This window comes from Enterobacter sp. Taxon_2 (genome assembly GCF_058355295.1).
Map to the genome: position 1 here is coordinate 1,553,556 of NZ_CM178024.1, position 21,723 is coordinate 1,575,278.

Annotated in this window: 17 protein-coding genes; 13 read left to right on the forward strand and 4 right to left on the reverse strand. The window is 53.8% G+C overall.

What is annotated here, in order from left to right; genetic code table 11:
• The first annotated feature begins 5 nt into the window (after positions 1–5).
• The 4 genes from AC4IC4_RS07240 to AC4IC4_RS07255 all read left to right on the forward strand — a co-directional run bounded on the left by AC4IC4_RS07240 (position 6) and on the right by AC4IC4_RS07255 (position 3,566).
• Positions 6–623, forward strand: a complete 618-nt coding sequence (locus tag AC4IC4_RS07240; RefSeq protein WP_021240882.1) for a DMSO/selenate family reductase complex B subunit — start codon at positions 6–8, stop codon at positions 621–623.
• A gap of 1 nt (position 624) precedes the next feature.
• Positions 625–1,488, forward strand: a complete 864-nt coding sequence (locus AC4IC4_RS07245; RefSeq protein ID WP_491472452.1) for a dimethyl sulfoxide reductase anchor subunit family protein — start codon at positions 625–627, stop codon at positions 1,486–1,488.
• Positions 1,489–1,763: 275 nt separating this feature from the next.
• Positions 1,764–2,912, forward strand: coding sequence for an MFS transporter (locus AC4IC4_RS07250; protein WP_048990991.1), 1,149 nt, complete (start codon positions 1,764–1,766; stop codon positions 2,910–2,912).
• A gap of 123 nt (positions 2,913–3,035) precedes the next feature.
• Positions 3,036–3,566 (forward strand): anti-virulence regulator CigR family protein, encoded by a 531-nt coding sequence (locus AC4IC4_RS07255; RefSeq protein ID WP_032649196.1) that lies wholly within the window; start codon positions 3,036–3,038, stop codon positions 3,564–3,566.
• Positions 3,567–3,602: 36 nt separating this feature from the next.
• Here AC4IC4_RS07255 and pflA read toward each other — a convergent pair whose 3' ends face one another.
• The 4 genes from pflA to ycaO all read right to left on the reverse strand — a co-directional run bounded on the left by pflA (position 3,603) and on the right by ycaO (position 9,905).
• A complete protein-coding gene (pflA, locus tag AC4IC4_RS07260) occupies positions 3,603–4,343 on the reverse strand; it encodes a pyruvate formate lyase 1-activating protein (protein WP_024907799.1) in 741 nt (246 codons plus the stop codon).
• A 203-nt stretch (positions 4,344–4,546) separates the two neighbouring features.
• The gene (pflB, locus tag AC4IC4_RS07265) at positions 4,547–6,829 is read right to left on the reverse strand and encodes a formate C-acetyltransferase (RefSeq protein WP_024907798.1); all 2,283 of its coding nucleotides are present in this window, start codon (positions 6,827–6,829) and stop codon (positions 4,547–4,549) included.
• Between the two features lie 51 nt (positions 6,830–6,880).
• Positions 6,881–7,738 carry a formate transporter FocA gene (gene focA, locus AC4IC4_RS07270; protein WP_008499974.1) on the reverse strand — a complete coding sequence of 286 codons (858 nt, stop codon included), beginning with the start codon at positions 7,736–7,738 and terminating at the stop codon, positions 6,881–6,883.
• Positions 7,739–8,144: 406 nt separating this feature from the next.
• Positions 8,145–9,905 (reverse strand): 30S ribosomal protein S12 methylthiotransferase accessory factor YcaO, encoded by a 1,761-nt coding sequence (ycaO, locus tag AC4IC4_RS07275; RefSeq protein ID WP_290094673.1) that lies wholly within the window; start codon positions 9,903–9,905, stop codon positions 8,145–8,147.
• A 127-nt stretch (positions 9,906–10,032) separates the two neighbouring features.
• Here ycaO and AC4IC4_RS07280 point away from each other — a divergent pair, with 127 nt between their 5' ends.
• The 9 genes from AC4IC4_RS07280 (at position 10,033) to lpxK (ending at position 21,679) form a co-directional block, all read left to right on the forward strand.
• Positions 10,033–10,725 (forward strand): DUF421 domain-containing protein, encoded by a 693-nt coding sequence (locus AC4IC4_RS07280; protein ID WP_048990996.1) that lies wholly within the window; start codon positions 10,033–10,035, stop codon positions 10,723–10,725.
• Between the two features lie 162 nt (positions 10,726–10,887).
• The gene (serC, locus tag AC4IC4_RS07285) at positions 10,888–11,976 is read left to right on the forward strand and encodes a 3-phosphoserine/phosphohydroxythreonine transaminase (RefSeq protein ID WP_491472453.1); all 1,089 of its coding nucleotides are present in this window, start codon (positions 10,888–10,890) and stop codon (positions 11,974–11,976) included.
• A gap of 69 nt (positions 11,977–12,045) precedes the next feature.
• Positions 12,046–13,329 carry a 3-phosphoshikimate 1-carboxyvinyltransferase gene (aroA, locus tag AC4IC4_RS07290; RefSeq protein ID WP_024907795.1) on the forward strand — a complete coding sequence of 428 codons (1,284 nt, stop codon included), beginning with the start codon at positions 12,046–12,048 and terminating at the stop codon, positions 13,327–13,329.
• A 185-nt stretch (positions 13,330–13,514) separates the two neighbouring features.
• Positions 13,515–14,198 (forward strand): (d)CMP kinase, encoded by a 684-nt coding sequence (gene cmk, locus AC4IC4_RS07295; RefSeq protein WP_024907794.1) that lies wholly within the window; start codon positions 13,515–13,517, stop codon positions 14,196–14,198.
• Positions 14,199–14,309: 111 nt separating this feature from the next.
• Complete coding sequence (rpsA, locus tag AC4IC4_RS07300; protein ID WP_008499966.1) at positions 14,310–15,983, forward strand: 30S ribosomal protein S1; 1,674 nt, start codon at positions 14,310–14,312, stop codon at positions 15,981–15,983.
• A 170-nt stretch (positions 15,984–16,153) separates the two neighbouring features.
• Entirely contained in the window at positions 16,154–16,441 is a 288-nt protein-coding gene (gene ihfB / locus AC4IC4_RS07305) for an integration host factor subunit beta (protein ID WP_008499965.1), read from the forward strand.
• 214 nt (positions 16,442–16,655) lie between these two features.
• Positions 16,656–18,920 (forward strand): ComEC family protein, encoded by a 2,265-nt coding sequence (locus AC4IC4_RS07310; protein ID WP_491472454.1) that lies wholly within the window; start codon positions 16,656–16,658, stop codon positions 18,918–18,920.
• Between the two features lie 36 nt (positions 18,921–18,956).
• Positions 18,957–20,705 (forward strand): lipid A ABC transporter ATP-binding protein/permease MsbA, encoded by a 1,749-nt coding sequence (gene msbA / locus AC4IC4_RS07315; protein WP_491472455.1) that lies wholly within the window; start codon positions 18,957–18,959, stop codon positions 20,703–20,705.
• Positions 20,702–21,679 carry a tetraacyldisaccharide 4'-kinase gene (gene lpxK, locus AC4IC4_RS07320; RefSeq protein ID WP_491472456.1) on the forward strand — a complete coding sequence of 326 codons (978 nt, stop codon included), beginning with the start codon at positions 20,702–20,704 and terminating at the stop codon, positions 21,677–21,679. Before msbA ends, lpxK begins: the two co-directional genes overlap by 4 nt.
• Positions 21,680–21,723: the final 44 nt, after the last annotated feature.

A 21,723-nucleotide genomic window follows, 5' to 3' on the forward strand; every position in this document is an offset into this window, starting at 1 on the left:
AGCCGATGACAACCCAGTATGGATTTTTTATTGATTCCAGCCGTTGCACCGGGTGCAAAACCTGCGAGCTGGCCTGTAAAGATTACAAAGACCTAACCCCGGACGTCAGTTTCCGCCGCATCTACGAATACGCCGGAGGTGACTGGCAGGAAGATAACGGCGTCTGGCATCAGAACGTCTTTGCGTACTACCTGTCGATTGCCTGTAACCACTGTGAAGATCCGGCCTGTACCAAGGTCTGCCCGAGCGGAGCGATGCACAAGCGCGAAGACGGTTTTGTGGTAGTGGATGAAGATGTCTGTATCGGCTGCCGCTACTGCCATATGGCCTGTCCGTATGGCGCGCCACAGTACAATGCCGCTAAAGGCCATATGACCAAATGCGATGGCTGCCACACCCGCGTAGCGGATGGCAAAAAGCCGATTTGCGTCGAGTCTTGTCCGCTGCGCGCGCTGGACTTTGGTCCTATTGAAGAGCTGCGTCAAAAACATGGTCAGCTTGCCGCCGTGGCGCCGCTGCCGTCTGCGCACTTCACGAAGCCAAGTATTGTGATTAAACCTAACGCCAACAGCCGTCCTACAGGTGACACCACCGGCTACCTGGCAAATCCGAAGGAGGTGTGAGATGGGAAGTGGATGGCATGAATGGCCGCTGATGATCTTCACGGTCTTTGGTCAGTGCGTGGCGGGTGGCTTCATTGTGCTCGCGATGGCGCTGTTGAAGGGTAATCTCAATGCTGAACAGCAGCAGCGTCTGGTACTGAGCATGTTTGGCCTGTGGGTACTGATGGGGCTTGGCTTTATTGCTTCTACGCTGCACCTCGGTTCACCAATGCGCGCGTTCAATTCTCTGAACCGCGTGGGGGCCTCGTCACTGAGTAATGAGATTGCCAGCGGGGCAATTTTCTTTGCCGTCGGTGGGCTAGGCTGGCTGCTGGCCGTGCTGAAGAAATTACCTGCGGGTCTGCGCAGCCTGTGGCTGATCGTGACCATGGTGCTGGGCGTGGTGTTCGTGTGGATGATGGTGCGTGTCTATAACACTATCGATACCGTTCCAACCTGGTACAGCGTCTGGACGCCGATGAGCTTCTTCCTGACGATGTTTATCGGCGGGCCGCTGCTGGGCTACCTGCTGCTGCGCGTGGCGGGCGTAGACGGGTGGGCAATGCGTTTGCTGCCCGCTGTTTCGCTGCTGGCGCTGGTAGTGAGTGCGATGGTCGCCCTGATGCAGGGTTCTGAACTGGCAACCATTCACAGCTCTATCCAGCAGGCCTCTGCCCTGGTGCCGGACTACGGTTCTCTGATGGCCTGGCGTATCGTTCTGCTGGTCGCCGCGCTGGTATTCTGGATTGCCCCTCAGCTCAAAGGTTATCAGCCTGCGCTACCGCTGCTGTCACTGGCTTTTGTGCTGGTACTGGCGGGTGAGCTGATTGGTCGCGGCGTGTTCTACGGGTTGCATATGACCGTAGGTATGGCTGTCGCCAGTTAACGGTGTATTGGGTTATATCAAGCCGGGCCTGAGTGCCCGGCTTTTGCTTTTTTCGATCATGAAATTTTTCGACTGTCGTTTTGTTTTAATTTTGCCCATTAATAAATGAAAACAGAGACATAATTAATATCTATAGCAGGCGTGGCATTAGCAGGATAAGTTTTTTAAATCGACAGGGAACATATTGTGCGAGGCGGCTAAATCAGTGGATTGACTTTGTTTTTGCCAGTGGCATGATGCGCACGAAATCTGAACTTCCTCACGGTTTTTAATCCATGACCACCTATACCCGGCCAGTGCTGCTGTTGCTCTGTGGCCTGCTTCTGTTGACCCTGGCGATCGCAGTGTTAAATACGCTCGTCCCGCTGTGGCTCGCCCATGAAAACTTACCGACCTGGCAGGTGGGTATGGTCAGCTCGTCCTTTTTTACCGGGAACCTGCTGGGTACGCTGGTGACCGGGAGCCTGATTAAGCGCTTTGGCTTTAATCGCAGCTATTATCTGGCATCGCTGATTTTCGCCGCCGGGTGTGCCGGGCTTGGCCTGATGGTCGGCTTCTGGAGCTGGATGGCATGGCGCTTTATCGCTGGCGTAGGCTGCGCGATGATTTGGGTGGTGGTTGAAAGTGCGCTCATGTGCAGCGGCACCACCCGCAACCGCGGTCGGCTGCTGGCGGCCTATATGATGGTTTACTACGTCGGCACCGTGCTGGGACAACTGATGGTCAGCAAGCTGCCAACCGACCTGATGAGCGTTCTGCCGTGGGTAACGGGCATGGTGCTGGCCGCGATCCTGCCGCTGCTCTTTACGCGCATTGTGAACCAGAACAGCGAGCATCAGGAAGCGACACACGTCTGGCCAATGCTCAGACTCCGTCAGGCGCGTCTGGGCGTTAACGGCTGCATTATCTCGGGGATTGTACTGGGCTCGCTCTATGGCCTGATGCCGCTCTATCTTAATCATCAGGGCGTCAGCGATTCCGGAATTGGCTTCTGGATGGCGGTCATGGTAAGCGCGGGTATTGTCGGGCAGTGGCCGATTGGCCGTCTGGCGGATCGTTTCGGTCGTCTGCTGGTGCTGCGCGTTCAGGTCTTCGTGGTGATCATGGGCTGTCTTGCCATGCTCAGCAACGCCGCGATGGCGCCTGCGCTGTTTATTCTCGGGGCCGCCGGCTTTACGCTCTATCCGGTTGCGATGGCCTGGGCCTGTGAGAAAGTAGAACATCACCAGCTGGTGGCAATGAACCAGGCGCTGTTACTGAGCTATACCATCGGCAGTTTATTAGGGCCGACGTTTACCGCGATGCTGATGCAGAATTACTCTGATAATTTATTGTTTATCATGATCGCCAGCGTATCGTTTATTTATCTTTTAATGCTGCTGCGCAAAGCGGGAGAGCACCCAACGCCTGTGGCTCATGCCTGATGAATTAAAAGTCTGTCGATGACAGGCTTTTTTGTCCCCACCACAACTCAGAGTTTTACTTATTGTTTGTTTATTGTGCCGGACGATAATTCAGGTGACTCCTACCACAATAAGGCAGCAATCATGTCTATTCGTCGTTTTTCCACTACCGCACTGGCCGTAGTGTTGTCTTTAACGTTTGCAACGGCTCCGGTCATGGCTAATCCTGGCAACGGGAACGGCAATGGTCACGGAAACGGAGGCGGACAGGGTAACAGCGGCAATCATGGTAACGGGAATTCTGGTAATGCTGGTAACCATGGTAATAAGCAAAATAACGGTCAGGATAACCCTGGTAAATCGGATAAGAACTTCAAAAACAGCAAAGATGTCGGTAATGACGTTGATGCTCGCGTGAGCTTCGATCATGCCCGCCATCTGGCCGTGAATTACGGCTTAACGGGCTATAAGTCTCTGCCTCCGGGGATCGCAAAAAACCTGGCGCGCGGTAAACCACTGCCTCCAGGTATTGCGAAGAAGGCCGTGCCGGCCTCAATGCTGGACCAGCTTCCTTCCTATCCCGGCTATGAATGGCGCGTAGTGGGTGACGACCTGGTCTTAATTGCGCTGAGTACTGCGATTGTGACGGCCGTTATTAACGGCGTCTTTAAATAGAATATAAAAAGGCCCGGTTTTTACCGGGCCTTTTCTTTAATACATCACTTTGTGACCGTACTGTTCAAGAATACCTTTGACGCGTTCCATCGTCTCTTTTTTCGGCGGCTTCACGCCATCGAGTTTGTACTCTTCACCCATTGCTACCCACTTATGTTTACCCAGCTCGTGATAGGGCAGAAGCTCGATTTTCTCGACGTTGCCCATATCGCGGGTAAATTCCCCGAGGCGGTGCGCGGAGTCGTCGTCGTCTGACCAGCCAGGCACCACCACGTAGCGGATCCAGGTTTTAATGCCTTTATCGGCAATGTATTTGGCAAATTCCAGCGTGCGGTGGTTTGAAACACCAACGAGGTTCTGGTGGATCTCATCGTTCATCTGTTTGAGATCGAGCATCACCAGATCGGTCACTTCGAGCAGCTCGTCGATAACCGGATCGTAGCGACGTACAAAGCCGTTGGTATCGAGACAGGTATGAATGCCTTCTTTGCGGCAGGCGCGGAACCAGTCGCGGACAAATTCAGCCTGCAGAATGGCTTCACCGCCGGATGCGGTGACGCCGCCGCCGGAGGCGTTCATAAAGTGGCGATAGGTCACCACCTCTTTCATCAGATCGTCGACGGTGACTTCTTTACCGCCGTGCGTGTCCCAGGTGTCACGGTTATGGCAGTACAGGCAGCGCATCAGGCAGCCCTGGAAAAAGGTGATAAAGCGGATACCCGGGCCATCGACGGTGCCACAGGATTCAAAGGAGTGAATACGACCAATAGTTGACATTGCGGTGATATCTCCATCATCGGCCCGTCCCGGGCCTGTGTATGCACAGCTCAAAGCCGGCTGTGTTAAGTCTGTTTTGGCTGTTATCCATTCAGTATAGATAGCGGACAAAAGAGACTGAGGTGGAGAGGGTGCTAAAAAGGCCCCACTGACGTGGAGCCTTTATTGTACGCTTGTTAACGCGTGATTTCAGTCAATTCCACTTACATGGACTGAGTGAAAGTACGGGTGATAACGTCCTGCTGCTGTTCTTTAGTCAGGGAGTTAAAACGTACTGCGTAGCCAGATACGCGGATGGTCAGCTGAGGATATTTCTCAGGGTGTTCCATCGCGTCGAGCAGCATTTCACGGTTCATAACGTTCACGTTCAGGTGCTGACCACCTTCGATGGACGCTTCGTGGTGGAAGTAACCATCCATCAGACCCGCGAGGTTAGTTTTACGCACTTCGTCGTCTTTACCCAGCGCGTTTGGCACGATAGAGAAGGTGTAAGAGATACCATCTTTCGCGTAAGCAAACGGCAGTTTAGCAACGGAGGTCAGAGAGGCAACCGCACCTTTCTGGTCACGACCGTGCATTGGGTTAGCACCTGGGCCGAATGGCGCGCCAGCACGACGACCGTCTGGGGTGTTACCGGTTTTCTTACCATACACAACGTTAGAGGTGATGGTCAGAACAGACTGAGTCGGGATAGCGTTACGGTAGGTAGTCAGTTTCTGAATTTTCTTCATGAAACGTTCTACCAGGTCAACCGCCATGTCATCAACGCGAGAGTCGTTGTTACCAAACTGCGGATATTCACCTTCGATTTCGAAGTCTACAGCCAGGCCGTCTTCGTCACGAATTGGTTTAACTTTCGCATATTTGATTGCAGACAGGGAGTCAGCAGCAACGGACAGACCAGCGATACCACACGCCATGGTGCGGATAACGTCACGGTCGTGCAGCGCCATCAGAGAGGCTTCGTAGCTGTACTTGTCGTGCATGTAGTGGATAACGTTCAGTGCAGTGACGTACTGTTTAGCCAGCCAGTCCATGAAGTGATCCATGCGGTCCATGACTTCATCGAAGTTCAGAACGTCGCCTTTGATCGGCTCAGACTTAGGACCAACCTGCATTTTCAGTTTTTCATCAACACCGCCGTTGATTGCGTACAGCATGGTTTTCGCCAGGTTTGCACGCGCACCGAAGAACTGCATTTGTTTACCAACAACCATTGGGCTTACGCAGCAAGCGATAGCGTAATCGTCGTTGTTGAAGTCCGGACGCATCAGGTCATCGTTCTCGTACTGCAGAGAAGAGGTATCGATAGACACTTTAGCGGCGAATTTCTTGAAGTTCAGAGGCAGTTTTTCAGACCACAGAACGGTGATGTTCGGCTCCGGAGAAGGACCCATGGTGTACAGGGTGTTCAGGAAGCGGAAGCTGTTTTTGGTTACCAGAGTACGGCCGTCAACGCCCATACCGCCGATGGATTCAGTTGCCCAGATTGGGTCACCGGAGAACAGCTCATCGTATTCTGGAGTACGCAGGAAGCGAACCATACGCAGTTTCATGACCAGGTGGTCAATCATTTCCTGAGCGTCTTGCTCGGTGATTTTGCCTGCTTTGATATCACGCTCGATGTACGCATCCAGGAAGGTGGATACGCGACCGAAGGACATTGCTGCACCGTTCTGAGACTTAACTGCGGCCAGGTAGCCGAAGTAGGTCCACTGGATAGCTTCCTGAGCGTTGGTAGCAGGACCAGAGATATCGCAGCCATATTTAGCCGCCATCTCTTTGATCTGACCCAGCGCGCGGTGCTGTTCAGCGATTTCTTCACGCAGACGGATAGTCGCTTCCAGGTTTACGCCGTTTTCCAGATCGGACTGCAGAGACACGAACTGAGCGTATTTGTCTTTCATCAGGAAGTCGATACCGTACAGCGCAACGCGACGGTAGTCACCGATGATACGGCCACGGCCATACGCATCTGGCAGACCAGTCAGAACGCCAGATTTACGGCAGTTCAGAATGTCTTTGGTGTAAACATCGAATACACCCTGGTTGTGGGTTTTGCGGTATTCGGTGAAGATTTTTTTCAGCATTGGGTCCAGCTCGCGGTTATACGCTTTGCAGGAACCTTCAACCATTTTGATGCCACCGAACGGGATGATTGCGCGTTTCAGTGGTGCTTCAGTCTGCAGACCAACGATTTTCTCAAGGGCTTTGTTGATATAGCCAGCATCGTGAGAAGTGATGGTGGAAGCAACGGAGGTGTCAAAATCAACTGGCGCGTGAGTGCGGTTTTCCAGTTTAACGCCTTCCATTACGCTGTCCCACAGCTTGGTGGTCGCGTCAGTTGCGCCAGCCAGGAAGGATTCGTCACCTTCATACGGGGTATAGTTTTTCTGAATGAAGTCACGTACGTTTACTTCATTCTGCCAGTCACCTTTCGCAAAACCTTCCCAGGCTGTGGCTAACTTTTCATTAAGCTCGGACATGTAACACCTACCTTCTTAAGTGGATTTTTTATTTACTGCCTGAGAAAACCATCAATGATGATCATCGCCACGCAGGTAAATGACCCAGTATGTCAACCCAACTAACAGACCCCCACCGATAATGTTCCCGATAGTGACAGGGATCAGGTTATCAGTAATGAAATTCATAATAGTCAGGTGAGAGAAACTTTCCGGGGATGAACCAACTGCGGTCCAGAACTCCGGGCTCGCAAAGTCGCGGATAACAATGCCCATTGGGATCATGAACATATTCGCGATACTGTGCTCAAAGCCGCTGGCAACGAACATCGCAACCGGCAGAACCATAATTAAGGCTTTGTCCATCAGGCTACGACCCGAGTAGCTCATCCATACAGCCAGGCAGACCATCAGGTTAGCGAGGATGCCGAGAGCAACGGCTTCGATAAATGTGTGGTGCATTTTGTGGTCGGCGGTTTGCAGGACGTTAAGGCCCCAGCCACCGTTGGCGGTCATGTACTCGCCAGAAAGCCACATCAACAAAACAAAGAGCAGACAGCCAACCAGGTTACCCACGTAGACGTTAAGCCAGTTACGTGCCAGCTGACCCCAGGTAATTCTTCCGCTGGCCTTGGCCACGACAATCAGCACCGTTGAGGTGAAGAGGTCGGCGCCGCAGATGACGCAGAGAATCAGACCCAGTGAGAAGCAAATGCCGCCAATCAGTTTGGCCATGCCGAAAGGCATTCCGGCAGTACCGGTGGTGGCGGTGATATAGAAGACGAAAGCGATAGAGATGAACACACCAGCCGTGATCGCCAGATAGAACGTCTTCATCGGGTGTTTCGTTGCTTTATAGACACCCGCTTCTTCGGCAACTTTAGCCATTGCAGCGGGGAGTAAAAGATCAAAAGGGTTGTCAGCTTTCACACTAACTCTCTCTTTATTAAGTCGGCGACGAGATACTAACAAAGCATTATAGAAGAGAAATTGATATAGATCATATCTCGCCTGGCTTATAGGCCCGCAGTGTGTATGGTTTTACGACAAATGCGGAGTAAGTATTTGATTATCCGTATAAAAATAAATTTTAAAAGTTATGAAAAGAGTTGAATTTTTTCGTTCAGCCACCTCTGAAGCAGTTAATTAATATGGAGTATTAACCATAAAAAGTAACAGTAAAGCCCAGATCAATATTATTATATTTACCCGTATTTAACTTTATTATTACAATCAACAATCATTGCCGAAGAAAATAAAAAACGGGGCAATGAAATTGCCCCGTAATATAGCCCAGACGATTGAATACGCCTACTGCTGGTAATGTTATATGCGCTTATTTTGACCAGTAAGCGGCTTTAGCTTTCTGCAGCTTTTCGTAGGCCTTCAGCAGCGACTGATGCGCCGGGAAGGCTTTCAGATCGCTATCAACAGCCTGCAGGCCATAGAACGGCGCTTCGCCGCTCAGGGCCGCGCTGGCTGCTTCTACGGCTTCAGCGCCGTACATGCGCACGAAAGCATTCAGGTATTGCAGCGGTTCGCGATCCTCTTCCTGTGCAAGCAGCAGCAGGGTTTGCAGGCAGCGGTAATAATTGGTGCGCTCGGCAGAGAAGACCGACTGGTTGAATTCCATGGTCCACTCGGTCCAGGCCAGAGCCTGATCCAAATCGCCACCCGCCAGGGCCAGCATTGCTTTCAGCTCACCGATACGCAGGGTATACCAGCCGTTGTCTTTACCGGTCGCCAGACCCAGCAGTTCGCGTACGCGGGTGAAGTCATCGTGGCCTTCTTCGTCCAGTTGAGCGATCAGGTTCAGATAATCTTCTTTCTCCCATTCGCTGCCCGGCAGTGCCAGCAGCGTTTCGCGCAGGTGCGCACCCATGCTGTTATTCGCCAGCCAAAGATCTTCAGCAGGGTAGATGTCGGACATGCCCGGAACAATAATGCGGCACGCGTAGACGCCAAGATGCTCGTAATCGGCAATGTACACTTCCTGATCTTCCGCATTGAAGATCGCCATCAGCGTAGCGAACTCTTCTTCCGTGGTTCCGGCAAAGCTCCAGTCCACGAACGGATAGTCGGCGTCCTGCTTGAACATATCCCAGGAAATTAAGCCGCTGGAATCGATGAAGTGGGTTTCAAGGTTGGTATGCTCGGCCACTTCTTCGTCGTCAAACGTTGGCGGCGTAAACACGTCGAGATCTTTCAGGCTACGGCCCTGCAGCAGCTCGGTAACGGTACGCTCCAGCGCCACGCCGAAGTCCGGGTGCGCGCCGAAGGAGGCGAAGCAGGTGCCGTTGGTTGGGTTAAACAGCACGACGCAGATGACCGGGTACTTACCGCCCAGAGAGCCGTCATAGGCAAAGATTGGGAAACCTTCTGCTTCCAGCTTGGCGATGGACTCCACTACGCCCGGGTAGCGTGCCAGCACGTCTGCCGGAATTTCAGGCAGGCTGATGGATTCAGCGATGATGCGGTTTTTGATGTGACGTTCAAAGACTTCAGACAGACCCTGCACGCGCGCTTCATTGCGGGTATTACCGGCGGACATACCGTTGGACACATACAGGTTGCCGACGATGTTCATCGGGATATAGACGGTCTGCTCGTCAGACTGACGGGTAAACGGCAGGGCGCAGATACCGCGATCCTCGTTACCGGACTGCAGATCGATCAGCATGCTGGCGGTCAGTTCGTTGTCCGGATCGTAGAAGGCACGCAGGCGAGCGTCGAGAATACCTTTCGGCAGTTCGTCATCTTCGGTCAACGGGAACCATTTTTCATTTGGATAGTGAACGAACGGGCCGTTAGCGATGGTCTCGCCCAGCCAGAAGTCAGCGAAGAAATAGTTGGTGGACAGACGCTCAAAATACTCACCCAGCGCAGAGGCCAGTGCCGCTTTTTTTGTCGCGCCTTTACCGTTGGTAAAGCACAGGGCACACTCTTTGTCGCGAATATGCACGGACCAGACATGAGGCACCGGATTGAGCCAGGAGGCTTCTTCGATGTTAAAACCCAGGTCGGTCAGTTTCTGCTGGAAGCGAGCGATGGAATCTTCCAGGGCGGCGTCTTTGCCGGGGATAAACGTTTGAGTCATGGCGGTCACTTTTATCGTACGTAAAGCGCGCAATGATACGGGTTTTGCGTGACGGGTGCTATCTTCGGCGAAAATAAATGGCTGGACTATGCTTAGTGGCAGTAACTGACTGTTAAGGCATAGAAAAATGAAAGCATTTGATCTCCAGCGGATGGCGTTTGATAAAGTTCCTCCTGAATTTCTGGGCGAAGTGGCGCTGCGCAGCCTGTATACCTTCGTACTTGTCTTCCTGTTTCTTAAAATCACCGGTCGTCGCGGCGTAAGGCAGATGTCGCTCTTTGAGGTGTTGATTATTCTGACGCTGGGTTCCGCGGCGGGGGACGTCGCCTTCTATGATGATGTGCCGATGGTGCCGGTGTTTATCGTTTTTGTCTCACTGGCGCTACTTTACCGTCTTGTCATGTGGCTGATGTCGAAAAGTGAAAAGCTGGAAGATCTGCTTGAAGGGAAGCCGGTCGTTATCGTCGAGGACGGACAGCTGGCCTGGGAAAATGTACAAAGCGCCAATATGACCGAGTTTGAGTTCTTTATGGAGCTACGCCTGAACAGCGTTGAACAGCTCGGGCAGGTGCGTCTGGCGATCATGGAAACCAACGGGCAGATCAGCGTTTATTACTATTCTGACGACGAGGTGAAGCCGGGACTGTGTATCCTGCCGGATATGCTGGTCGAGCGTTTCAGAACCGTACCTGAGTCAGGCGAGTATGCCTGCGTGAGATGTAGCCATGTCGTCGCGATGCAGCCGGGGGATCGTCAATTATGCCCCCGCTGTGCAAATCCGGAATGGACGAAGGTTAGCCGGGCCAAACGCATCACCTGACAGCCATTTTGTCGGTTTTGTCTTAACGAGGCGGCAGATTGTTTTGTGTGACGTGGGGCACATTTCACGGGTCATAAGTTTTAGACATTGCGGCGCGTGTCACTGAATGATAAAACCGATATCCACAGTTATAACTTATGGCTTTTAGCGTGGTGAGGGGAAATGGCTCAAGTCTTTAATTTCAGTTCAGGTCCGGCAATGTTACCGGCAGACGTGCTTAAACAGGCTCAACAGGAACTTTGTGACTGGAACGGTCTCGGTACGTCGGTGATGGAAATCAGCCACCGGGGTAAAGAGTTTATTCAGGTGGCAGAAGAGGCAGAAAAGGATTTTCGCGATCTGCTGAATATTCCCTCGAACTACAAAGTATTGTTCTGTCACGGCGGTGGACGCGGCCAGTTTGCGGGTATTCCGCTGAATATCCTCGGTGACAAAACGACGGCTGACTACGTTGATGCGGGTTACTGGGCAGCAAGCGCCATTAAAGAAGCGTATAAATACTGCACGCCGAATGTGATCGACGCCAAAGTGACCGTTGACGGTCTCCGCGCTGTGAAGCCAATGCGCGAGTGGCAGCTTTCTGATAATGCAGCGTATCTGCACTACTGCCCGAACGAAACCATTGACGGGATTGCCATCGACGAGACGCCAGACTTCGGCAGCGATGTCGTGGTTGCCGCCGACTTCTCCTCCAGCATTCTGTCTGCCCCAATTGATGTCAGCCGCTACGGCGTTATCTATGCGGGCGCGCAGAAAAATATCGGTCCGGCCGGTTTGACTATCGTCGTCGTGCGTGAAGATCTGCTGGGTAAAGCACATAAATCCTGCCCGTCGATTCTTGATTACACCGTGCTGAACGACAACGATTCTATGTTCAACACCCCACCGACGTTTGCCTGGTACCTCTCCGGCCTGGTCTTCAAATGGCTGAAGCAAAACGGCGGCGTGGCGCAGATGGACAAAGTAAATCAGCAGAAAGCTGAACTGCTGTATGGCGTGATCGACAAGAGCGATTTCTACCGCAACGATGTAGCGAACGCTAACCGTTCCCGCATGAACGTACCGTTCCAGCTGGCGGACAGCAACCTGGACAAAGTGTTCCTGGAAGAGTCCTTCGCGGCAGGTCTGCATGCGCTCAAAGGTCACCGTGTCGTTGGCGGCATGCGTGCCTCCATCTATAACGCGATGCCGCTGGAAGGCGTTAAAGCCCTGACGGATTTCATGATCGACTTCGAACGTCGTCACGGTTAATTTGCTGTTTTTCACCCCCGCAGCGCCCCTGCGGGGTTTTTATTATGTTGAGTTGAGAGTTTAGTTTTCATGGAATCCCTGACGTTACAACCTATCGCGCGGGTAGATGGCACCATTAATCTGCCTGGTTCAAAAAGTGTCTCGAACCGCGCTCTGCTGCTGGCAGCTCTGGCAAACGGCACCACCGTCCTTACAAACCTGCTGGACAGCGATGACGTGCGCCATATGCTCAATGCGCTGAAAGCGTTGGGCGTTCATTACACTCTCTCCGACGATCGTACCCGCTGCGAAGTGACCGGCAACGGCGGCGCGCTGCGCTCGGGTGAAGAGCTTGAGCTTTTTCTGGGTAACGCGGGTACCGCGATGCGTCCGCTGGCGGCGGCCCTGTGCCTGGGAAGCAACAATATTGTGCTGACCGGCGAGCCGCGCATGAAAGAGCGCCCGATTGGTCACCTGGTGGATGCCCTGCGTCAGGGCGGCGCGCAGATTGACTATCTGGAGCAGGAAAACTATCCGCCACTGCGTCTGCGCGGCGGTTTTACCGGCGGTCACGTCGAGGTTGACGGCAGCGTCTCCAGCCAGTTCCTGACGGCACTGCTGATGACCGCGCCGCTGGCCCCGCAGGATACAGTTATCACGATTAAAGGCGAGCTGGTCTCCAAACCGTACATTGATATCACGCTGCACCTGATGAAAACCTTCGGTGTTGAGGTAGAAAACCAGTCTTATCAGCGCTTCGTGGTGCGCGGGGCACAGCAGTACCAGTCTCCGGGCAACTACCTGGTTGAAGGGGATGCGTCATCCGCGTCCTACTTCCTGGCCGCGGGTGCGATTAAGGGCGGAACGGTAAAAGTGACCGGTATTGGCCGTAACAGCGTGCAGGGCGATATCCGTTTTGCGGACGTGCTGGAAAAAATGGGCGCCATTGTCACCTGGGGCGATGACTTTATCTCCTGTACCCACGGTGAGCTGAACGCCATCGACATGGACATGAACCATATCCCGGATGCGGCGATGACCATTGCCACGGCGGCGCTGTTCGCCAAAGGCACCACCACGCTGCGTAACATCTACAACTGGCGCGTAAAAGAGACGGACCGCCTGTTCGCGATGGCGACAGAGCTGCGAAAAGTCGGTGCCGAGGTGGAAGAGGGCGAAGACTACATTCGCGTCACGCCTCCTGCAAAACTGCAGTTTGCGGAAATCGGAACCTACAACGATCACCGTATGGCGATGTGCTTCTCGCTGGTGGCGCTGTCAGATACGCCTGTCACGATCCTTGACCCGAAATGTACCGCGAAAACCTTCCCGGACTACTTCGAACAGCTGGCACGCATTAGCACGTTGGCCTGATAACGCCTTGCCGCATCGCCCGATGCGGCATTTGCTTACGCTTCATTACGAACACCTCCGCTCATTTCTTCTACACTCTGCTTCAATCATTCCGTAATTTGCACGCAAAGGTAACAGTTGCGCACGTTGGCGCGTATAATGCGCGGCGTTCATGTAAACGGTATGCCTTATTTAAGGAGAAAAAGATGACGGCAATTGCCCCGGTAATCACCATTGATGGGCCGAGTGGCGCAGGGAAAGGGACTCTGTGCAAAGCGATGGCGGAAGCATTGCAATGGCATCTTTTAGATTCGGGAGCAATCTATCGCGTGCTGGCGCTGGCCGCGCTGCATCATCACGTGGATGTCGCGTCTGAAGAGGCGCTGGTTCCGCTGGCTGCGCATCTGGATGTGCGCTTCGTGTCAACCGATGGCAACCTGGAAGTCATCCTTGAAGGGGAAGACGTGAGCGGGGAAATCCGTACTCAGGAAGTGGCGAATGCGGCCTCGCAGGTCGCGGCCTTCCCGCGCGTTCGCGAGGCGCTGTTGCGTCGTCAGCGCGCGTTTCGTGAAGCCCCGGGTCTGATCGCGGACGGACGTGATATGGGAACCGTGGTCTTCCCTGATGCACCTGTGAAAATTTTCCTTGACGCCTCTTCGGAAGAACGTGCGCAACGCCGCATGCTTCAGTTGCAGGAAAAGGGGTTTAGTGTTAACTTTGATCGCCTTTTATCCGAGATAAAAGAGCGCGATGACCGCGATCGTAACCGCGCCGTCGCCCCACTTGTTCCAGCAGAAGATGCATTAGTTCTGGATTCAACCAGTTTAACTATTGAGCAAGTGATTGAAAAAGCGCTACAATATGCGCGCCAAAAACTGGCACTCGCGTAATCGCGACCGATTTAGCAGTACCCCCGCTGCAATGGATTGACGGCGGGTATGTGAAACAACCCCATCCGGCACGGAGCCAGGTGGACGTTAATATTAACCTGAAGATTAAACATGACTGAATCTTTTGCTCAACTGTTTGAAGAATCCTTAAAAGAAATCGAAACCCGCCCGGGTTCCATCGTTCGCGGTGTTGTTGTTGCTATCGACAAAGACGTAGTACTGGTTGACGCCGGTCTGAAATCTGAGTCCGCCATTCCGGCAGAGCAGTTCAAAAACGCCCAGGGCGAGCTGGAAATCCAGGTTGGCGACGAAGTTGACGTTGCTCTGGACGCAGTAGAAGACGGCTTCGGTGAAACCCTGCTTTCTCGTGAGAAAGCGAAACGTCACGAAGCATGGATCACGCTGGAAAAAGCTTACGAAGAAGCTGAAACTGTGGTCGGTGTTATCAACGGCAAAGTTAAAGGTGGCTTCACTGTTGAGCTGAATGGTATTCGTGCGTTCCTGCCAGGTTCTCTGGTAGACGTTCGTCCAGTTCGTGACACTCTGCACCTGGAAGGCAAAGAGCTTGAGTTCAAAGTAATCAAGCTGGACCAGAAGCGTAACAACGTTGTTGTTTCCCGTCGTGCCGTTATCGAATCCGAAAACAGCGCAGAACGCGATCAGCTGCTGGAAAACCTGCAGGAAGGCATGGAAGTCAAAGGTATCGTTAAGAACCTCACTGACTACGGCGCATTCGTTGACCTGGGCGGCGTTGATGGCCTGCTGCACATCACCGACATGGCGTGGAAACGCGTTAAGCACCCAAGCGAAATCGTGAACGTGGGCGACGAAATCACTGTTAAAGTGCTGAAGTTCGACCGCGAGCGTACTCGTGTATCCCTCGGCCTGAAACAGCTGGGCGAAGATCCATGGGTAGCTATCGCTAAGCGTTACCCAGAAGGTACTAAACTGACTGGTCGCGTAACCAACCTGACTGACTACGGCTGCTTCGTTGAAATCGAAGAAGGCGTTGAAGGTCTGGTGCACGTTTCCGAAATGGACTGGACCAACAAAAACATCCACCCATCCAAAGTTGTTAACGTTGGTGATGTAGTGGAAGTGATGGTTCTGGATATCGACGAAGAACGTCGTCGTATCTCCCTGGGCCTGAAACAGTGCAAAAACAACCCATGGCAGCAGTTCGCGGAAACCCACAACAAGGGCGACCGTGTTGAAGGTAAAATCAAGTCTATCACTGACTTCGGTATCTTCATCGGCCTGGACGGCGGCATCGATGGCCTGGTTCACCTGTCTGACATCTCCTGGAACGTTGCAGGCGAAGAAGCAGTTCGTGAATACAAAAAAGGCGACGAAATCGCTGCAGTTGTTCTGCAGGTTGACGCAGAGCGTGAGCGTATCTCCCTGGGCGTTAAACAGCTCGCAGAAGATCCGTTCAACAACTGGGTTGCACTGAACAAGAAAGGCGCAATCGTAAACGGTAAAGTAACTGCAGTTGACGCTAAAGGCGCAACCGTAGAACTGGCTGACGGCGTTGAAGGTTACCTGCGCGCTTCTGAAGCTTCACGTGACCGCGTTGAAGATGCCACTCTGGTTCTGAACGTAGGCGACGACGTTGAAGCTAAGTTCACCGGTGTTGACCGTAAGAACCGTGCAATCAGCCTGTCTGTTCGTGCTAAAGACGAAGCTGATGAGAAAGATGCAATCGCAACTGTTAACAAACAGGAAGATGCAAACTTCTCTAACAACGCAATGGCTGAAGCTTTCAAAGCAGCTAAAGGCGAGTAATATCAGGTTCTCAGCATCATTTGCGCTGTAACGCATTTACAGCGCGAAGGATGAGGAGCAAACTTGACAGATTGCAGGATTCGTCCTGTAATCAATAACAAAGGGCGGCTACGGCCGCCCTTGTTTAATGAGCTGTTCAGCTAATTGGTTTGAAAGGAACCGGAGGAATCATGACCAAGTCAGAATTGATTGAAAGACTTGCCAGTCAGCAACCGCATATCCCTGCCAAGGCAGTGGAAGATGCCGTAAAAGAGATGCTGGAGCATATGGCCTCCACTCTTGCCCAGGGCGAGCGCATTGAAATCCGCGGTTTCGGTAGTTTTTCTCTGCACTATCGTGCTCCACGTACCGGGCGTAACCCGAAAACTGGCGATAAAGTCGAGCTGGAAGGTAAGTACGTTCCACACTTTAAGCCGGGTAAAGAACTGCGCGATCGCGCCAATATTTACGGCAACTGAGTTTAGCCAGCCGGTTAAACTGGGTTCGAAAGAAAGCACCTGCGGGTGCTTTTTTTGTCTCTGTCGCTTTCATTCTGAATGTGTCCCGCATTTTTCGTTTCGTTTTCTGCAACCCGTTAAATACCTTGCTGCGCTTGCTGTAAATCGCATCCTTCACACCTGACGACCCGCTCAACCTGCTTGCATACTGCCACCCTGAAACAGGGAGGAAGCAATGGGAATTCCCGCGCTTAGCGTCTGCGCCATTCTGGCGATAGTTCCGTTACTCTGGTTACCTGAACTGCCATCACCTTACACCGTGTGGGTCATGGTGGCTGGCGGGATAGTCCTTGCTGCATGGCAAAACCATCGAGTGAAGTATGCTGGTATTACGCTGTTATTTTGTGCGTGGGGCATTCTGGCCGCGCAGGAGAGCGTCTGGCCGATGCAGCATTTAACAACAGGAGCTGTGCAGGCTGAGGTAGAGCTCACCGCGACCGACGGCGCTACTCTGCATCAGGGAAACATTCGCAGCGTCGATGGCAAGCGCTGGTGGGCCTCCACCGGCGTAACGCTGTATGGCAATTATCTGCCCCAGAAATCGTGCGCCGGTCAGCGCTGGACCATGACGCTCAGGCTCAGGCCTGCCCATGGCGAACTGAACGAAGGAGGATATGATTCTCAGCGCAGCGCTTTTGCCCAACATCAAACGCTAAGCGGGCGCTTCACCCGCGCTGAACTCGTCGATGGCCGCTGCAGCCTGCGAGCGCAATACCTGATGTCACTGCAGAACCGACTTTCGGCTTACCGCTGGGGGGCGGTTATCCTCGGACTGGGAATGGGAGAACGTCTGGATGTTCCCCGGGAAATAAAAGACCTGATGCGTGAAACCGGCACGCTGCATTTGATGGCGATTTCGGGTCTGCATATCGCGCTGGCGGCATCCCTCGTCTGGTTACTCGCACGTGGGCTCCAGTTTTTATTACCCAGCCACCGGGTCCACTGGCAGATGCCTCTCCTGGCCGGGTTGTGCTTTGCCGCTTTCTACGCCTGGCTTACCGGTCTGCAACCTCCTGCGCTACGAACGGCCATCGCGCTTGCTGTGCTTGCCATATTGCGAATCGCTGCCCGTCAATGGTCTCCCTGGCAGGTATGGGTGTGCTGTATCGCGGCGATCCTCATAAGCGATCCCCTAGCCGTACTTTCGCAGAGTCTGGCCCTGTCCGCATTTGCCGTCGCCGCGCTGATTTTCTGGTTCCAGTGGCTGCCTCTTCCTGACTGGCACCGGGCACGACGTATACGGCCGCTACTAAACCTGATCCATCTGCAGGTCGGCATGCTGATGTTGCTCATGCCGTTACAGGTCCTGATTTTCCATGGCTTCAGTATCTCCTCCCTGGTCGCGAATCTCTTCGCCGTTCCCCTGGTGACGTTTGTCTCCGTGCCGCTGATCCTGCTCGGTATGCTGCTTCATCTGCTGCCGCTGGCGGCACTGGAAAGCGTCGTCTGGTTCGCAGCCGATAAGTCACTGGCGGGGTTGTTCTGGCTCCTCATGCGCCTGCCTGATGGCTGGCAGAGTGTCGACCAACGCTGGCAATACATGACATTACTGCCGTGGTTGAGCATCATTGCCTGGCGTTTTCGCGCATGGAAAACCCTTCCTGCCGTTTGTCTTGCAGGAAGCGTCTTACTGGCATTTCCTCTCTGGCGAACGGCAAAAAGCGAGAGCTGGACGCTGCATATGCTGGACGTGGGGCAGGGGCTGGCGATGGTTATTGAACGGCAGGGGAAAGCCATTCTCTATGATACCGGGCTCGCCTGGCCGGGCGGGGATAGCGCGCAGCGGTTAATTATTCCGTGGCTGCGCTGGCATCATCTGCGGCCTGAAGGCGTAATTCTCAGTCATGAACACCTCGACCATGCGGGAGGCCTCGCATCGTTGCAAAAAACGTGGCCTGACGTGTGGGTAAGAAGCCCCTTGCGCCAGTCGGGACATCGTCCCTGTTTTCGCGGGCAGAGATGGCAATGGCAGGGACTCACCTTCAGCGTCCACTGGCCCCCTGAAAATTACCCGGCTCAGGGAAACAACCGTTCCTGCGTGGTAAAGGTGGGCGACGGCGAGCAGAGTGTTCTGCTCACAGGGGACATTGAAGCGCAAGCGGAACAGGCTATGCTTAGCCATTACTGGCGTTATCTGACGTCCACGCTCATACAGGTGCCCCATCATGGCAGTAATACCTCGTCTTCATTGCCGCTGGTAGAGCGGGTGGAAGGCGAGATCGCTCTGGATTCAGCGGCACGGTATAACGCATGGCGATTCCCGTCGGCAAAAGTTGTCCGACGTTATCGAAAAGAGGGGTATATCTGGCACGATACTCCCCATTCTGGACAAATATCGGTGACATTCTCGCAACATCACTGGCAAATCCGGCGCTTGCGAGAGCAATTTTTACCCGTTTGGTATCATCAGTGGTTTGGCGCGCCCGTCGATAACGGGTAGAATATGCGGCTATTTCAACGAATGCTGGTTTTTTGAATGCATAACGACAAAGATCTCTCCACGTGGCAAACCTTCCGCCGACTCTGGCCGATGATTGCGCCCTTTAAAACAGGCCTGATCGTGGCGGGAGTAGCGTTAATCCTCAACGCAGCCAGCGATACTTTTATGCTATCGCTTCTCAAACCGTTACTGGACGACGGTTTTGGTAAAACGGATCGCTCAGTGTTGCTATGGATGCCTCTGGTGGTTATCGGACTGATGATCTTGCGCGGCATCACCAGCTATATCTCCAGCTACTGTATTTCCTGGGTATCCGGGAAAGTGGTGATGACCATGCGCCGTCGCCTGTTCAGTCACATGATGGGGATGCCGGTCTCATTCTTTGATAAGCAGTCTACCGGGACGCTGCTATCCCGTATTACCTACGACTCCGAGCAGGTTGCCTCCTCGTCATCAAGCGCACTGATCACCGTCGTGCGTGAGGGCGCATCGATCATTGGCCTGTTCGCAATGATGTTCTATTACAGCTGGCAGCTGTCGATCATCCTCATCGTTCTGGCGCCGATAGTTTCTATTGCTATCCGCGTCGTCTCAAAGCGCTTCCGCAATATCAGTAAGAATATGCAGAACACGATGGGACAGGTAACGACCAGCGCGGAACAGATGCTGAAAGGACACAAAGAAGTCCTGATTTTTGGCGGTCAGGAAGTCGAAACCCACCGCTTTGACAAAGTCAGCAACAAAATGCGTCTGCAGGGGATGAAAATGGTCTCGGCCTCTTCCATCTCTGACCCGATTATTCAGCTGATTGCCTCCCTGGCTCTGGCATTCGTCCTGTATGCGGCAAGCTTCCCGAGCGTCATGGAGACGCTGACGGCGGGTACCATCACAGTGGTCTTCTCCTCTATGATCGCCCTGATGCGTCCGCTGAAATCACTGACGAACGTCAATGCCCAGTTCCAGCGCGGGATGGCCGCCTGCCAGACGTTGTTCAGCATTCTGGATTCCGAGCAGGAAAAAGACGAAGGTACACGCGAAATTGAGCGCGCCCGTGGCGATGTCGAATTCCGCAACGTTACCTTCGCCTATCCTGGTCGTGAAACGCCGGCGCTGCGTAATATCAATCTGTCCATTCCGGCGGGTAAAACTGTGGCGCTGGTGGGGCGTTCCGGCTCGGGTAAATCGACCATTGCCAGCCTGATCACCCGTTTCTACGATATTAACGAAGGTGAGATCCTGTTAGACGGTCATGACCTGCGGGAATATACCCTGCAGTCGCTGCGTAATCAGGTGGCGCTGGTTTCCCAGAACGTGCACCTGTTCAACGATACCGTGGCTAACAACATTGCCTATGCGCGCACAGATGAGTACAGCCGCGAGCAGATTGAGAACGCCGCGCGGATGGCCTACGCAATGGACTTTATCAACAAGATGGATAACGGTCTGGATACGATAATCGGTGAGAATGGGGTACTGCTCTCCGGTGGTCAGCGTCAGCGTATCGCCATTGCGCGTGCGCTGCTGCGCGACAGCCCGATTCTGATTCTGGACGAAGCGACTTCGGCGCTGGATACGGAATCTGAACGCGCTATTCAGTCGGCACTGGATGAACTGCAAAAGAACCGTACCTCGCTGGTGATTGCGCACCGCCTGTCGACTATCGAGCAGGCTGACGAAATCGTCGTGGTTGAGGACGGCATCATTGTTGAACGCGGAAGCCATGCTGATTTGCTGGAACACCGCGGCGTTTACGCCCAGCTTCATAAGATGCAGTTTGGCGAATGATTGCACGCATCTGGTCCGGTAAATCCCCGCTGTGGCTGCTGCTTTTGCCGCTCTCCTGGCTATACGGCCTGGTGAGCGGCACAATCCGTCTGCTTTACCGTCTGGGGCTGAAGCGTGCCTGGCGCGCGCCGGTTCCGGTTGTGGTTGTCGGTAATCTTACGGCGGGTGGCAACGGTAAAACGCCGGTGGTGATCTGGCTGGTGGAGCAATTGCAAAAACGCGGCATCCGCCCGGGGGTGGTATCGCGCGGATATGGTGGTAAAGCGGCGCGTTATCCGCTGCTGCTGACGGCGGAAACCACGACCGCCGAAGCGGGTGATGAACCGGTATTGATTTTTCAGCGTACCGGCGCACCGGTTGCGGTCTCCCCGGTGCGCAGCGACGCCGTTCAGGCACTGCTTGCCGAACACGCGGTGCAAATCATTATCACTGACGATGGCCTGCAGCATTACGCCCTGGCGCGTGATAAAGAGATTGTGGTCATCGACGGCGTTCGCCGTTTTGGTAACGGCTGGTGGCTGCCGGCTGGCCCCATGCGCGAACGCGCTTCGCGTCTTAAGTCCGTTGATGCGGTGATCGTGAACGGGGGGGAGGCAAATGCGGGTGAAATCCCGATGCATCTTCAGCCGGGTCTGGCGATCAACCTGGTGACGGGGGAACGCCGGTCGGTTGCGGAGCTGCCTTCACTGGTGGCGATGGCGGGGATTGGCCATCCGCCACGCTTCTTTACGACGCTGGAACAGTGTGGTGCCCGGCTGGAAAAACGCGTTCCGTTGGCCGACCATCAGGCGCTGGTGGAAGGGCAGGTAGACGCCCTGACCGTACCCGGACAGGCGCTGATCATGACCGAAAAAGATGCGGTGAAATGCCGTGCCTTTGCGAAAGATAACTGGTGGTATCTGCCGGTTGACGCTGAACTCAGCGGCGAGCAGCCGGAACAATTGCTCAAGGAACTGATTGCGTTGGTGCAGTAAAGGCTTACGCGGTTCTGGTGGCGCTTTGACTGACAGGAAAACGC